Below are 13,342 nucleotides of genomic sequence, written 5' to 3' on the forward strand. Positions count from 1 at the left end.
ACAGACCTAGCATATTCTAACTTCTTATAACTAAAAAGTTGAATAAAAGCAGCCACTTATGTGGTTAAAGCGACATAACTACTTCCCCCAGGAATAAGGCCCTAATCTAAATTACACTTATATTGAGCCCCGCCAGTCCAAGTATAAATACCGCTTTATACTCAAAAATTCTCAATAAACTCGCGTAATTATGTCTAAAACTACCTTTAAATCAGCCCTGCTCTTGATTGGCGCGCTGACCCTGAGTCTGCAACTCAATATTGCTTACTCCCAGACGCCTAGCTCCACCCCAACGACGGAGCAGATTATTCAGAGTCTTGAAAAATCAGGGGCCTTGGATCGCGCAATTGATAGAGGAATTGAGCGCTATCGCCAAAAACAAATCAATGCCGCCCAAGCTAAACAGCAAAAAGAAGAGGCCCAAAAAGTAGCCATGGCAAAAAATGCCCGAGCAGTGGATGTCAAAAATGACTTCATTTATGGAAAACCAGATGCAGTCATTTCCATTATTGAATACTCCGATTTTGAGTGCCCATTTTGCAAACAGTTTGGAGATATCCCAAATAAAGTGGTTGATTCGATGCCAGATCAAGTCAATCTAGTGTGGCGAAATTTTCCACTCTCCTTTCATGACCCGGTTGCAACAAAAGAAGCAATTGCTGCAGCTTGCGCCGCTCAACAAGGCGGTAACAATGCCTTCTGGAAATATGCTCAAGGCATATTCAAAAATACACGCTCAAATGCTCAAGGCATGCCAAGCGTTAATGGCGTAGACCCTTTATTGGCCTTGGCTAAAGAGCAAGGTTTGGATACCGATAAATTTAGCACCTGCATGCAATCTGAGGCAGTCGCCAAGCAAGTTAGCGCTGATTTGGAGGATGGCATGAATGCAGGCATTAGCGGGACTCCAGGCGTCATTCTCGTTAATCACAAAACTGGCGCATTTAATGTACTCGCAGGTGCAGTTCCGGAGGATGTTTTAAAGCAAGAAGTAAAGAATCTTCTGAATGCCAAAAAATAAGTTTTAATTAAGCCCAGTTAAATTTCTCACCATCTCCCGGGGATGGTGAGAAAAATATTTTTTACACGAAGCTCGCCACTTATATAGTTAATTGCTAATGGGCCATTACTAAATCGGGTATCTCGAACATGATGAGTTACTCCGTTTAATGTTACTGATAGATCGGTTCCAATGGCGCTGATACGTATATGGTTCCATTGATTAGCCACCTTTGACTGCTTTACTTTATTAAGCAGCAAAATTGAACTGGCGCCCACATCTTTCGATTGATTAACTAAAGTCACTTCATAAGCAGTGTCAGCATTCACGGCGTCTGGATTTGCGCAACGAAAGAATACCGTTGCCTGAGTACTGTCAGAGGCCCAATAATCAAAATCAAGTTGAAAATCCGGCAGACTTAAACGTGAAACCAATAAGCTGTGACCTTGCGTTGCTTGGATCTCATTATTGATAATCAGCCAATTTGCATTTCCATTTCTATCTTTATTGTGGTCAAACGCACCCAGATCAGCGCCATTAAATAAAGGAATGGGCGTACCGAGAGTAGTAATGATTGCCTGCGCATATACAAACAGGGGGGAGCAAGCCATTACGCCTATTAAATAACAATATGCAATACGGCTTTTAAAGAAGGAAGTGTTTTTAAGCATAGGCGCTGAGTTATGGAAATAAGTGTATAGCATCTACATAGGCATTGGTGAGGCCCAGAACGATAGAAACAAAAAGGCCCGCAGTAGCGGGCCTTTTTAGTAACGCTTATGCTGCCTGGATTAAGAAACAATCACAAACCAAGTCGTGTTATGGGATTGAGCAACCATCAAGAACAACATTGGGATAGAAAGCATTGTGTTCAAGCGTGAAGTCAACATTGCTATACGTGCAGATTTAGCCTTTACATCAGCCTCAACTGGAACGATACCAAGGGCACGTTTTTGATTAGGCCAAATGATGAACCAAACATTAATCGCCATAATAAGAGCAATCCACATGCCTAAACCAATTGCTCGGAATGGCGCCTGTAATGTGAAGGCTTGGTGTGCGTAGCCATTCAAAGTTGCCAGGATTAAACCAGTCAATACAGTGAACAGTGCTGCGTAACGGAACCAAAATAACGCTGCAGGCGCAATGACTTTACCAATAGCTGGTTTTTGCTCATCAGGAATCTTAGGCATGGAAGGAATTTGCACAAAGTTGAAGTACCAGAGCAAACCGATCCACATCACGCCAAACATGACGTGCAACCAACGGAAAATAAATGGTAATTCAGCAGAACTAAAGTTACCGCCTAAGGCAAAGATAATCAAAATGAGGAGCACAAAGCCAGCTAATACTGTACGTCCCAATGAAGTCAAAATTGAAGCCATAATTAAATTTCCTATTTTTTGATATTGATTCGGTTATGCAAAATTACTGCTCGCAAAATCCCAATTCACTACATTCCAAAAGTTTTCCAAGTATTTTGGGCGTGCATTGCGAGTATCAATATAGTAGGCATGCTCCCAAACATCGCAAGTGAGTAGCGGTTTTGCATCCGTGGTTAATGGTGTTGCTGCATTGCTGGTAGATACTAAATCCAAACTACCATCAGCCTTCTTAACCAACCATGCCCAACCAGAACCGAATGTACCTACTGCGCACTTATTAAACTCTTCTTTGAATTTATCAAATGAACCCCATTTAGCATTAATCGCATCAGCCAAAGGGCCTGTAGGAGCTCCACCACCATTTGGCTTTAAGCTATTCCAATAGAAGGTGTGATTCCATACCTGGGCAGCATTATTAAAAACACCAGCAGCAGATTTTTTAATAATGTCTTCCAAACTCAAAGCCTCGAACTCTGTACCCTTAATCAAATTATTTAAGTTGGTAACGTAAGCTTGATGATGCTTGCCGTAGTGATACTCAAGTGTTTCTTTTGAAATGTGGGGCGCAAGTGCGTCTAGAGCATATGGCAACGGAGGTAATGTATGTTCCATTATTTATTCCTTTTAAAAATACGTTTAATAACAAATACATAAGATATATTTGATGTAACTATAGACTATTCTGGCTTTTTCGATCATTCATGCGAATAAAGGGATTTTTGGCGGGATAAATCCATGTGGGCCCAATGAAATAGACAGCCTATGCCCTATTTACAAATGAAAACGCCAAGTGACCTTGCCACCTGGCGCTCAAATCCTGCTAATAAAGACTCTTACTGGGCAGTCCAGCCACCATCCATATTCCAGGCTACCCCACGGACTTCAGAGGCGTCTGGGCCACATAAAAATACAGCCAAAGCAGCCAATTGCTCAGGGGTCACAAATTGTCCAGAAGGTTGTTTTTCAGAAACGAGCGCAATTTTTGCTGCTTCATTTGAAACGCCATCTCGCTCTGCGCGGGCATCAACTTGTTTTTGAACTAATGGAGTGAGAACCCAGCCTGGGCAAATTGCATTACAAGTAATACCGGTACGCGCATTTTCCAAAGCGGTTACCTTGGTGAGTCCAACGATGCCGTGTTTTGCCGCGACATACGCGGCCTTTTGTGTTGACGCTACTAAGCCATGCACTGATGCAATATTAATAATACGGCCCCAATTGCGTTTTTGCATTCCAGGCAGAGCATGATGCGTTGTATGAAACGCAGAACTCAAATTGATGGCAATAATGGCATCCCATTTATCCGCAGGAAAATCTTCGATGTTGGCGGTGTATTGAATACCTGCGTTATTCACCAATATATCTAATGAGCCAAAACGTTTTTCTGTTTGCTTAATTAAATCTTCAATTTCAGCTGGCTTGCTCATGTCCGCGCCGTGGTAGTCAACCTCAACGCCACAGGCTTTAATTTGCGCAAGGGCATCATCTTTTTCACCAAAGCCATTCACCATGATGTTGGCGCCCTGCTTAGCTAGTGCAATCGCCATACCTAGACCAATACCGCTAGTAGAACCAGTTACTAATGCTGTTTTACCTTTTAATGTCGACATATCAATACTCTCAGGGGGATTAAGGAATAAAAAACATAGGATACAACGAGCATTCTTAGATCAGATGCAACCAATGACCTAATTGGTGCCAATAACTGTCCGGGACCAATGTTAATAGCCAGGTTAAGGTCAGATAACGCATTAGTTTGCCTATAAACATATAAACCAGGCATGGCTGCCAAGCTAGCTTTAACCATCCAGCAGCCAAACAAAGCGGGTCTCCAAACCCCGGGAGCCATGAGAGCAAGAGCATTTTTGGCCCCCAACTGCTTAGCAAGCGCTTTAGACGATGATCTTTGGGCTCACCAACAGACTTCATTCCCTTGCGCGCGAGCAATCCAAGCCCCCAATCCAACATACCGCCAAGGGTATTACCCACTGTTGCCACTATGATGGCAACCCAGTAGAGATGGGGATTAAGCGAAATGTACCCAAAAAGAATGGGTTCTGAACCGACGGGCAATAAGGTTGCCGAAATGAATGCGCTTAAAAAAACAGCGGGCAATCCCACCGAAGGCATTTCAAACCACGCAAAAAAATGCTGAAGTGCATGCTCCATTAAGCGAGTATTTTCATGATGATTGGTTGATATTTTTTTGCATTTTTCGACCTATATTTCTATTTCGCTTTTCATGGGGCTTTAATCCATGTTGATCGGTCTATTTTGCCCGTTTTCTACCAGCTCCCTCATTTTGCAAATCTTGCTTAAACTAAAGGCTGAGTAGCTAAAAATATCATTATTCCTATAAAACGAGACTTTTATGAATCACCCCATTCCCAAGCCGGATCAATTTCAAGACATGCGCGAGGCCCTCAGAGACCTCTGCGGTAGCTTTGATTCGGCTTACTGGCAAAAAATCGATCACGAGCGCGATTATCCCGAGGCTTTTGTAGATGCCATGACAAAAGCGGGTTGGTTAGCAGCTCTCATTCCGGAAGAGTATGGTGGTTCTGGCCTTGGTCTAGCAGAAGCCTCTGTCATCATGGAAGAGATCAATTTCTCTGGCGGTAATTCTGGTTCATGCCATGGTCAGATGTACAACATGGGTACCCTGCTGCGCCATGGTTCAGAAGCCCAGAAAAAAATGTACCTCCCTAAGATTGCCGCCGGTGAATTACGCCTTCAAAGTATGGCGGTAACCGAACCTTCAACCGGTACTGATACCACCAAACTCAAAACTACTGCGGTAAAAAAAGGTGACAATTATGTAGTCAATGGTCAAAAGGTTTGGATCTCTCGTATCCAGCATTCCGATTTGATGATCTTATTGGCCCGCACCACACCTATCAGTGAAGTCCAACGCAAATCAGAAGGTATGTCGATCTTTATTGTCAATCTCAAAGATGCGATTGGTAAAGGCATGGAAGTCAGACCAATTGCCAATATGGTGAATCACGAAACTAATGAAGTCTTCTTTGATAACTTAGAAATCCCTGTAGAGAATTTGATTGGCACCGAAGGTCAAGGCTTCAAATATATTCTTGATGGCCTCAATGCAGAGCGCACTCTTATCGCTGCAGAATGTATTGGTGATGCCTATTGGTTTATTGATCGCGCTAGACGTTATGCCAATGATCGAGTTGTCTTTGATCGCCCTATTGGAAAAAACCAAGGGATTCAGTTCCCGATTGCGGATAGCTATATTGAAACTGAAGCTGCTAATCTCATGCGCTTTAAGGCCTGTGAATTATTTGATAACCATCAGCCATGTGGGCCAGAAGCGAATATGGCCAAGTTTCTCGCGGCCAAAGCCTCCTGGGAAGCTGCCAACGTCTGCCTTCAGACGCATGGTGGTTTTGGATTTGCCAATGAATATGACGTAGAGAGAAAGTTCAGAGAAACCCGTCTTTACCAAGTTGCTCCCATTTCAACGAATTTAATTTATTCCTATGTTGCCGAGCACATTCTTGGTCTACCAAGGTCTTTTTAAGAAGTGCCTAATATGAGCATACGTCCTTTAGATGGCATTACCGTTGTATCACTTGAGCACGCGATTGCAGCGCCCTTCTGTACCCGTCAACTGGCAGACCTAGGTGCTCGAGTAATTAAAGTAGAACGGCCCGGTAGTGGTGATTTTGCAAGGGCTTACGATAAACAAGTGAAAGGTCTGTCATCTCATTTTGTTTGGGTGAATCGCTCTAAAGAAAGCTTAACCCTAGATCTAAAACAGCCAGCTGCATTAGCAGCATTAAAAACCCTGCTGAAAACGGCTGATGTATTGGTGCAAAACTTAGCGCCTAGCGCAGCTGCCCGCATGGGCCTGACTGCGGATTTACTGCAAAAAGAGAATCCGAAATTGATTCTGTGTGATATCTCAGGCTATGGCAATAATGGTCCTTATCGTGATAAGAAGGCATATGACTTACTGATCCAAAGCGAGGCTGGTTTCTTATCGGTTACGGGTACTCCAGAAACCCCAAGCAAGGCGGGAAACTCCATAGCTGACATTGCTGCGGGTATGTATGCCTATACCAATATCTTGGCGGCACTCCTGCAAAGAGGCAAAACGGGTAAGGGTTCAGTCATTGATATATCCATGCTCGAATCTTTAGGTGAGTGGATGAGTTTTCCGATGTACTACGCATATGAAGGTGCCGAACCACCTCCGCGCAATGGCGCCTCGCATGCCACCATCTATCCTTATGGCCCCTTTAAAGCTGGGGATGGTGGGACTGTAATGCTTGGCCTACAGAATGAGCGTGAATGGACTCAATTTTGTGAAGTGGTTCTTGAAAAATCAGCACTTGCTCAAGATGAGCGTTTTGATAAAAACTTCAAGCGCAATGAAAAACGGGTTGAGCTCTTGGCCATCATTGATCAATGCTTCAAAACATTAAGCACTGAACAGCTGATCGCCAGATTAGAAAAAGCGCAGATTGCCAATGCTCGATTAAATGATATGCACGGCCTGTGGAAGCATGAGCAATTGCAAGCCCGCAATCGCTGGGCTAAAGTCGATACGCCAGCAGGAAGCATTCCAGCGCTCCTGCCGCCCGGATTAAACAATAGTTATGAGTACCGAATGGATGCCATTCCGGCAGTAGGTCAGCATACTGAGTCAATCCTCCAAGAAATTGGTTTAAACGATTCTAATATTGCCGAGATGCGCGCAAGCGGGGCGATTTAAAGCAGCGGCGAAGTAAGATGGGCGGCATTCTCCAAGTAATGATGCCATCTTGGTCTTTGGGCCCATGCTTTGGAATCTAAATAGTCTGATTGCTTTAGATATGACTCGATTAACTGCTTTAATTGAGTACAGAATTCTTCGTTATAAACAATCAAGCTAATCTCAAAATTGAGGCGCAGGCTACGTTGATCAAAGTTCACTGAACCAAAGATCGCAGTTCGGCCATCAACCAGTAAGCTCTTGGTATGAAGTAAGCCCCCATGAAACTCGGCAATCTTGACTCCTGAATCCAGAAGATCTTCATAATAACTTTTGCTACTCCAAGCAACTAAGGTTGAATCATTTAACTTAGGAACAATCAAAGTCACATTAACACCCCGCCTGGCTGATGCCATCATGGCCTGCAATAAACCATCATCAGGACCAAAATAGGGAGTGGTAATGGTTAGCTCTTCACGCGCATCAATGATTGCAGAAAGCATGACTTGATACAAAATATCATCTCGACTTACGGGACCTGAAGCCAATTCTTGGGCAATCGCCCCACCTTCATAAGGCGCGATTGGTGGCACACGATCATCGAAATGCGTAATTTTTGGGTTATCTACACTCCAGTCAAAAGAAAAGGTAAGTTCAAACTGAGCGGCGACCGGTCCTTCAACGCGCACCATCGCATCTACCCACTCGCCCACTCCCGAATCTTGCTTAAAGGTGCGTGGATCGACCAGATTCATACTGCCAGTCCAAACAATTGCGCCATCAACCACAAATATTTTTCTATGCAGACGGATATCTGCCCGTCTAAATTGAAAACGGCCGATCTGGATAGGCAAAGCTTCGGTTACTTGAACCCCTGCATTACGAAAGCGGCCTGGCCAACTTGATTTAAACCAATCTTTACTCCCCAAAGAGTCCAATAAAACCCGGCATTTGACACCACGCTTTGCTGCTGCAATAACCGCTTCACCGACTCGATCAGCATCACCTCCAAGAGCCCAAATATAGAACTCCATATGAAGACTTGCTTTAGCACGATCAATCTCATCAATAAAGAGCTGAAGAATTTCTAAAGAATTTGTATGCAGTTCGAGCTTATTACCAGAAACTACTGGTGTTCCATTTTTTGTCTCTGCTAATAAACTTAATGCACGGGCTTCAACGGGAATCTTCTGCCTCTCCCCCGCATAATCCCTTCGCATATCTTCCGTGATTTGGGCGTACTCCTGATTCATGCGTTTAATTTTTCGAGTCAAACTCCGACCAACTGGTCGATCGCCAATCAGAATATACAAACTAATTCCGACTATTGGAAAAGTCATCACAATAAAAATCCAAGCAAACGCAACACCGACTGGTCTTCTAACAGAAATAATGACGCCAATGAAAATGGTGACTAATAAAAAGTGGATTAATACAAGCCAGCTGATATTTATATCAAAGGCATGCTTTATTAAAAAGGTAGTTAAGCTATTCATTTAAGTTCCAATTCTGCAGTAATTCCTAGGTGATCCGATAACTTCAGCCATTCGTGCAATATCTCTACAGAATGCACCTTAAAGCCTCGGACATAAATACGATCCATAGCCAACATTGGTCTAATGCTAGGGAAGGTTCTAGCCGGGGCGCCAGTTAGGACCTCAAACACTTCATTAAACCCAGCCTCACGCATTGGCGCGCTAATGCGGTTGCGCCAGTCATTAAAATCGCCAGCGACAATCGTAGGCGCATCACCTGTCAGCTCTTCTATATAGCGAATAATTTCAGTGAGCTGACGCTCCCTGCCGCGTTCAAAGAGAGCTAGATGCACACAAAAACAGTGGATGGATTGACTAACACCATCTAGCTGAGTCACGCTATGCAACAGGCCGCGTTTCTCAAAACGATAAGCCGAGATATCGTAATTATTTCCCTTGCTTAAGGGATGCCTAGAGAGAATGGCATTGCCATGATGTCCATCGGGATACTCCGAGTTTTTTCCATAATGCCAGTCACGCCAGAAATCTTCAGAGAGGAAGTGGGTTAACTCTGTCAGTGGCCACTGCCCGAAACGCTGCAAGCGACCTCGATGTTCCTGTTGTAATTCTTGCAAAAACAATAAGTCTGGATAATGAGTACGCATTCTTTGGCGCAATTGATAAATCGTCGAATGGCGATGCAGAGGTGATAAACCCTTATGAACATTCATGCTCATTACTGTGAAACGTGAACCCTTGTTTTGATCCATCAAAACTGACCTGCTGCCCGCTGGCGCCTAACGCGAGCAAGATAAATTTCAGCCTCAACCAATTCTTGGCATTGCATACATTTATTGCAAATAGAGGCCTGCTCCCTCAGTTCATCGATAGAATCGATGGGATGGGCATCTAGATATTCACGTAGGTCGTCATCTAAGACCTCGTTACAGAGGCAAACTACTTCAGCCATAAGTCAAAAATCAGGGAAATGGATCTCATTAGGCTTATTTTGCCACTGCCTTGATAGAATCAACCCCATGTTGACTGCCTTTCAAGACGCGATTGCCCTCCTGACCCATCTAGACGATGGAGTCTTGGGAATTGTTTTGGTCTCTTTAAAGGTTAGCGCCACCGCCCTCCTCTTTTCCACTCTACTTGGATTGCCGATAGGTGCTCTTTTGGCTACCGAGCAATTTTCCGGAAAAAAGCTGATTGTGGTGATCTTAAATACCCTAATGGGTGTGCCGACTGTGATCATTGGAGTTTTGGTCTATCTACTCCTATCGCGCACAGGACCACTGGGAGCATTTGGCTGGCTGTTCACTGTGAAGGGTATGATTCTGGCGCAAATCCTCCTCACAACCCCATTAGTAGCCGCCCTGAGCCGCCAAATCTTGGAAGACTCCTGGAAGATTCACCGCGATTCTTTTCTTAGCCTCAGGCTACCAGTGCTTGCTCGTTATAAATGGCTTATTTGGGATTGTCGGTTCTCGCTAACAATCGCTCTTTTAGCAGGACTAGCGAGAGCAATTTCTGAGGTTGGCGCTGTCATGATTGTCGGTGGCAATATCGATCACTCCACAAGAACTATGACAACTGCTATTGCTCTAGAAACAAGCAAAGGCGACCTTCCTCTAGCTCTTGCCCTAGGAATTGTCCTGATGTCCACCGTGCTGATTGCGAACTTATTTACCTTTAGCCTTCGTCAAGTTGCGGAGCGTCGCTATGGTTAATGCGAACGAACAATTTACTCGATTTATTGAGCTCAAAGACATTACGGTTAAGAGTAATGATCGAACCATTCTCAATATTCCACATGCCATCATTCCCACTGATCGCATCACAGCATGCATTGGCCCCAATGGAGCTGGTAAGACCACATTTCTCAAGCTGTTGGATGGGCTGGTCAAACCAGATACCGGCAGTATTCACTACTCCTTCCTGCCCAAAACTGCACTGGTACTGCATCACACGCCAATGATTAAGGCATCTACCAGGACGAATATCAGCATGGCAACCGATGCTGATCCATCAATTACTTCCAGCCAAATTGATCAAGCTATTCATCAGGTAGGTTTGAGTGCGTTGGCTTCCAGTCCAGCACATAAGCTTTCTGCCGGTGAGAGGCAAAAAATCTGTCTTGCACGAGCATTCTTGCTAAAGCCGAACTTAATGTTGCTGGACGAGCCCACTGCGAATTTGGATCCTCAGGCTACGGAACAAGTAGAGCAATTAGTTCGGGATTTTAAAAATTCCAATGTAGACGTAGTCTTCTCTTCTCATTTGCTTGCTCAAGTTCAAAGACTGGCTCAGTACGTTCTCTTTATTGATCAAGGCGAGGTAAAAGAAAAGGGGCCCGTGGGCCCCTTCTTTTCCAATCCACAAACATCTGCTGCCAAACGTTATCTAGCTCAAGAACTACTCATAGATTAATTATTTAGCTGCAGTCGCTGGAGCAGCTGCTGGTGCAGCAGGCGCGGCTGGTGCAGATGCGGCAGCTACCGGCGGAACAAATGGCGGAGGTGCTACACATGCAGCAGGCGCAGGCGTTCCAGAGACTCTAAATTTATCGGCAACGCGGTTTTGCGCCTGGCATAGTTGATATGCCGCAACCTTATCGCCATAAGCGGTTTTAGCTTTAACTAAATTCGCCGCTTCTTGCGCTTCAGGGCTTAACGGAGGCAGCGTTGCAAAAACTGATGTGCCTGCAAATGCGCAAAATACAAAAGCAATGATCTTTTTCATGGCTTTATCCCTTTTTATCCACTTTGTTGTACCAAATTTCATGGTGCTCTTTAGCCCAAGTAGCATCAACGTAGCCCGTCTTCATGCCATCAATAGATCCTTGCATTCCGATAGTACCGATGTAGATATGTCCCATCGCCATTGCCGTCATTAAGATAGCGGCGCTGCTATGAATCATATTGGCAATCTGCATTGTTCCGCGGAGGTACTCAATCTGCATGAATGGGACAATCATATCGAGCACAAAACCAGAAGCGGAAATTAGCAAGCCAAGAAAAGTCATACCAAACCAGAACCAGAACTTTTCACCCATATTGAAAAAGCCAGCTGGAACATGCTTACCACTGAACATGCCACCAAATGTGAGCATCCACTGGAGGTCACCTTTTTCTGGAATATTTTTTCCTACAAACAGCAAGAAGAAAATCACAATGCTTAATGTAAATAACGGGCCAGTAAAGTTATGGATGTTTTTACATACCATCAAGAATGAGCCGTACGCTACCCCGCCCATTAACGGCATTGCAAAATACTTACCGAACAAAATCATTAGACCGGTAAAGGCCAATGCCAAGAAGCTAAATGCCATTACCCAGTGAACAAGGCGATCAAAACCACTGAAACGTTTAATCATGACCCCTGAAAGTGGCTCATGAAGCTTGACCGAACCCTTAAGCGTATATACGCCGGCGATACCGAAGAATGCAATTGCCAAAAGCCAGCCACCGTAAACAGTGATGATGCCATTCCGAATCACGCGCCACTGTTGGCCAGCACGCTGAATTAATACGCCCGCTTGCTTGTCTGGAATGCTGACGTAGTTCTGCGGATCACTATTGGGCGCAATAAAGATAGAGGGATTAGCTGGTTGAGATTGGGCTTGAGTTCCGTTAGCTAGGGCATTTGGATTTGCTGGAATCGATGATGGTGAAATATCTACCCCACTAGCAGATGGCAATGGCGCCATCGGCGCACGTTCAGCCAGACTCATGCCGCTCGCTAAAGCTAGAGACAAACCAGCAGCCACTATCAAAGTGCGAAGAACTTTAGAAAATGATCGTTTCATACAGAGGTCCTTAAACGTATTCGTTTTATTTATTGTTGTTTAGATGATCACTTAACGCGACTGTATTCATTTTGATTTTGATTGCGGTTGTTAATCGCCTCAGTCCAGCTTGCTTGATTGCCTGGAGTCCAACCCTTAGTCATAAAGCCATCATTTGCCCCCATATACGGAGCAACGTCTGGACGCTTAGCAACCTTGGCTGCAATTTCTGGAGGCTCTGAGCAAGCAGACAAGACAGTGGCTAGTGAGAGACATAAAAGCAGAATCTTAAAATTGGCTTTCATTATTGAGCTCCTGGAATTTTGTCTGCAGGTGTTGGAGTTGGCTCTGCTGTACCTGGACCGCCATATGCAGTAGACCAGCCAAATGCTTGCCCACCAGGGTACTTGCCGTTTTTCTCACGAGTGGTTACGCGCTGATTGAAGATACTAGAGATCACTTCACTATCTCCACCAATCAAGGCCTTGGTAGAACACATTTCAGCACAAAGGGGTAACTTACCTTCTGCTAAACGGTTGCGACCATATTTCTCAAACTCTGCAACGCTACCATTCTCCTCTGGGCCACCACTACAGAAGGTACATTTATCCATCTTGCTGCGTGTGCCGAAGGCGCCCTTAGTTTCAAACTGTGGCGCTCCAAACGGACAAGCAAGGGAGCAATAACCGCAACCGATACAGATATCCTTATCGTGCAACACAACGCCTTCATCAGTGCGGTAGAAACAATCTACTGGACATACAGCCATACAAGGAGCATCAGTACAGTGCATACAAGCAACTGAAACTGATTTTTCTTGACCAATGATTCCGTCATTTACTGTAACCACACGGCGGCGATTTACACCCCAAGGTACTTCGTTTTCGTTCTTACAAGCAGTTACACAGCCATTGCACTCAATGCAACGCTCAGTGTCACAGATAAATTTCATTCTTGCCATTGTGTTCTCCTGAC

At 44.6% G+C, this 13,342-nt stretch carries 17 protein-coding genes; 5 read left to right on the forward strand and 12 right to left on the reverse strand.

What is annotated here, in order from left to right:
- Positions 1–190 precede the first annotated feature (190 nt).
- Entirely contained in the window at positions 191–1,021 is an 831-nt protein-coding gene (locus tag PNUC_RS07240; protein WP_011903221.1) for a DsbA family protein, read from the forward strand.
- Positions 1,022–1,047: 26 nt separating this feature from the next.
- On the opposite strand, the gene PNUC_RS07245 is transcribed toward PNUC_RS07240, so the two are convergent.
- From PNUC_RS07245 to PNUC_RS07265, 5 genes are all read right to left on the reverse strand, one after another.
- A complete protein-coding gene (locus PNUC_RS07245) occupies positions 1,048–1,611 on the reverse strand; it encodes a 3-keto-disaccharide hydrolase (protein WP_048812136.1) in 564 nt (187 codons plus the stop codon).
- A gap of 180 nt (positions 1,612–1,791) precedes the next feature.
- Positions 1,792–2,385 (reverse strand): urate hydroxylase PuuD, encoded by a 594-nt coding sequence (locus PNUC_RS07250; protein WP_011903223.1) that lies wholly within the window; start codon positions 2,383–2,385, stop codon positions 1,792–1,794.
- A gap of 33 nt (positions 2,386–2,418) precedes the next feature.
- Positions 2,419–2,997 (reverse strand): superoxide dismutase [Fe], encoded by a 579-nt coding sequence (sodB, locus tag PNUC_RS07255; protein ID WP_011903224.1) that lies wholly within the window; start codon positions 2,995–2,997, stop codon positions 2,419–2,421.
- Positions 2,998–3,218: 221 nt separating this feature from the next.
- Positions 3,219–3,995 carry a 3-hydroxybutyrate dehydrogenase gene (locus tag PNUC_RS07260; protein ID WP_011903225.1) on the reverse strand — a complete coding sequence of 259 codons (777 nt, stop codon included), beginning with the start codon at positions 3,993–3,995 and terminating at the stop codon, positions 3,219–3,221.
- Between the two features lie 55 nt (positions 3,996–4,050).
- Positions 4,051–4,554, reverse strand: a complete 504-nt coding sequence (locus PNUC_RS07265) for a YqaA family protein (protein WP_011903226.1) — start codon at positions 4,552–4,554, stop codon at positions 4,051–4,053.
- Between the two features lie 202 nt (positions 4,555–4,756).
- Between PNUC_RS07265 and PNUC_RS07270 the strand changes: the two genes are divergently transcribed.
- Both PNUC_RS07270 and PNUC_RS07275 read left to right on the forward strand, forming a co-directional pair.
- The gene (locus tag PNUC_RS07270) at positions 4,757–5,926 is read left to right on the forward strand and encodes an acyl-CoA dehydrogenase family protein (protein ID WP_011903227.1); all 1,170 of its coding nucleotides are present in this window, start codon (positions 4,757–4,759) and stop codon (positions 5,924–5,926) included.
- 12 nt (positions 5,927–5,938) lie between these two features.
- Complete coding sequence (locus tag PNUC_RS07275; RefSeq protein WP_011903228.1) at positions 5,939–7,123, forward strand: CaiB/BaiF CoA transferase family protein; 1,185 nt, start codon at positions 5,939–5,941, stop codon at positions 7,121–7,123.
- Here PNUC_RS07275 and cls read toward each other — a convergent pair.
- Genes cls through PNUC_RS10895 form a run of 3 tightly spaced genes read right to left on the reverse strand, consistent with a single transcriptional unit; the run spans position 7,120 to position 9,547 of the window.
- Positions 7,120–8,598 carry a cardiolipin synthase gene (gene cls, locus PNUC_RS07280; protein ID WP_011903229.1) on the reverse strand — a complete coding sequence of 493 codons (1,479 nt, stop codon included), beginning with the start codon at positions 8,596–8,598 and terminating at the stop codon, positions 7,120–7,122. The genes PNUC_RS07275 and cls overlap by 4 nt on opposite strands.
- Positions 8,595–9,347, reverse strand: a complete 753-nt coding sequence (locus tag PNUC_RS07285; RefSeq protein WP_011903230.1) for an endonuclease/exonuclease/phosphatase family protein — start codon at positions 9,345–9,347, stop codon at positions 8,595–8,597. Before PNUC_RS07285 ends, cls begins: the two co-directional genes overlap by 4 nt.
- Entirely contained in the window at positions 9,347–9,547 is a 201-nt protein-coding gene (locus tag PNUC_RS10895) for a (2Fe-2S)-binding protein (protein WP_080512735.1), read from the reverse strand. The genes PNUC_RS07285 and PNUC_RS10895 overlap by 1 nt, the downstream gene beginning before the upstream one ends.
- A 67-nt stretch (positions 9,548–9,614) precedes the next feature.
- Here PNUC_RS10895 and PNUC_RS07290 point away from each other — a divergent pair, with 67 nt between their 5' ends.
- Positions 9,615–10,310 (forward strand): ABC transporter permease, encoded by a 696-nt coding sequence (locus PNUC_RS07290; protein WP_011903231.1) that lies wholly within the window; start codon positions 9,615–9,617, stop codon positions 10,308–10,310.
- Positions 10,303–11,010 carry an ATP-binding cassette domain-containing protein gene (locus PNUC_RS07295; protein WP_011903232.1) on the forward strand — a complete coding sequence of 236 codons (708 nt, stop codon included), beginning with the start codon at positions 10,303–10,305 and terminating at the stop codon, positions 11,008–11,010. The genes PNUC_RS07290 and PNUC_RS07295 overlap by 8 nt, the downstream gene beginning before the upstream one ends.
- Here the strand turns inward: PNUC_RS07295 and PNUC_RS07300 are convergent, their stop codons facing one another.
- Genes PNUC_RS07300 through fdh3B form a run of 4 tightly spaced genes read right to left on the reverse strand, consistent with a single transcriptional unit; the run spans position 11,011 to position 13,328 of the window.
- Complete coding sequence (locus tag PNUC_RS07300) at positions 11,011–11,322, reverse strand: hypothetical protein (protein WP_011903233.1); 312 nt, start codon at positions 11,320–11,322, stop codon at positions 11,011–11,013.
- 4 nt (positions 11,323–11,326) lie between these two features.
- The gene (locus PNUC_RS07305) at positions 11,327–12,388 is read right to left on the reverse strand and encodes a formate dehydrogenase subunit gamma (RefSeq protein WP_011903234.1); all 1,062 of its coding nucleotides are present in this window, start codon (positions 12,386–12,388) and stop codon (positions 11,327–11,329) included.
- 47 nt (positions 12,389–12,435) lie between these two features.
- Positions 12,436–12,672 (reverse strand): hypothetical protein, encoded by a 237-nt coding sequence (locus tag PNUC_RS07310; RefSeq protein WP_011903235.1) that lies wholly within the window; start codon positions 12,670–12,672, stop codon positions 12,436–12,438.
- Complete coding sequence (gene fdh3B, locus PNUC_RS07315; RefSeq protein ID WP_011903236.1) at positions 12,672–13,328, reverse strand: formate dehydrogenase FDH3 subunit beta; 657 nt, start codon at positions 13,326–13,328, stop codon at positions 12,672–12,674. The genes PNUC_RS07310 and fdh3B overlap by 1 nt, the downstream gene beginning before the upstream one ends.
- Positions 13,329–13,342 lie beyond the last annotated feature (14 nt).

The sequence above is a fragment of the Polynucleobacter asymbioticus QLW-P1DMWA-1 genome, from assembly GCF_000016345.1.
Taxonomy (GTDB): domain Bacteria; phylum Pseudomonadota; class Gammaproteobacteria; order Burkholderiales; family Burkholderiaceae; genus Polynucleobacter; species Polynucleobacter asymbioticus.

What these genes read in the sequence shown, in the direction of transcription:
- PNUC_RS07240 (WP_011903221.1), top strand. Translation starts at nt 191, where the DNA reads ATGTCTAAAACTACCTTTAAATCAGCCCTGCTCTTGATTGGCGCGCTG.
- PNUC_RS07245 (WP_048812136.1), bottom strand. Translation starts at nt 1,611, where the DNA reads ATGGCTTGCTCCCCCCTGTTTGTATATGCGCAGGCAATCATTACTACT.
- PNUC_RS07250 (WP_011903223.1), bottom strand. Translation starts at nt 2,385, where the DNA reads ATGGCTTCAATTTTGACTTCATTGGGACGTACAGTATTAGCTGGCTTT.
- sodB (WP_011903224.1), bottom strand. Translation starts at nt 2,997, where the DNA reads ATGGAACATACATTACCTCCGTTGCCATATGCTCTAGACGCACTTGCG.
- PNUC_RS07260 (WP_011903225.1), bottom strand. Translation starts at nt 3,995, where the DNA reads ATGTCGACATTAAAAGGTAAAACAGCATTAGTAACTGGTTCTACTAGC.
- PNUC_RS07265 (WP_011903226.1), bottom strand. Translation starts at nt 4,554, where the DNA reads ATGGAGCATGCACTTCAGCATTTTTTTGCGTGGTTTGAAATGCCTTCG.
- PNUC_RS07270 (WP_011903227.1), top strand. Translation starts at nt 4,757, where the DNA reads ATGAATCACCCCATTCCCAAGCCGGATCAATTTCAAGACATGCGCGAG.
- PNUC_RS07275 (WP_011903228.1), top strand. Translation starts at nt 5,939, where the DNA reads ATGAGCATACGTCCTTTAGATGGCATTACCGTTGTATCACTTGAGCAC.
- cls (WP_011903229.1), bottom strand. Translation starts at nt 8,598, where the DNA reads ATGAATAGCTTAACTACCTTTTTAATAAAGCATGCCTTTGATATAAAT.
- PNUC_RS07285 (WP_011903230.1), bottom strand. Translation starts at nt 9,347, where the DNA reads ATGGATCAAAACAAGGGTTCACGTTTCACAGTAATGAGCATGAATGTT.
- PNUC_RS10895 (WP_080512735.1), bottom strand. Translation starts at nt 9,547, where the DNA reads ATGGCTGAAGTAGTTTGCCTCTGTAACGAGGTCTTAGATGACGACCTA.
- PNUC_RS07290 (WP_011903231.1), top strand. Translation starts at nt 9,615, where the DNA reads ATGTTGACTGCCTTTCAAGACGCGATTGCCCTCCTGACCCATCTAGAC.
- PNUC_RS07295 (WP_011903232.1), top strand. Translation starts at nt 10,303, where the DNA reads ATGGTTAATGCGAACGAACAATTTACTCGATTTATTGAGCTCAAAGAC.
- PNUC_RS07300 (WP_011903233.1), bottom strand. Translation starts at nt 11,322, where the DNA reads ATGAAAAAGATCATTGCTTTTGTATTTTGCGCATTTGCAGGCACATCA.
- PNUC_RS07305 (WP_011903234.1), bottom strand. Translation starts at nt 12,388, where the DNA reads ATGAAACGATCATTTTCTAAAGTTCTTCGCACTTTGATAGTGGCTGCT.
- PNUC_RS07310 (WP_011903235.1), bottom strand. Translation starts at nt 12,672, where the DNA reads ATGAAAGCCAATTTTAAGATTCTGCTTTTATGTCTCTCACTAGCCACT.
- fdh3B (WP_011903236.1), bottom strand. Translation starts at nt 13,328, where the DNA reads ATGGCAAGAATGAAATTTATCTGTGACACTGAGCGTTGCATTGAGTGC.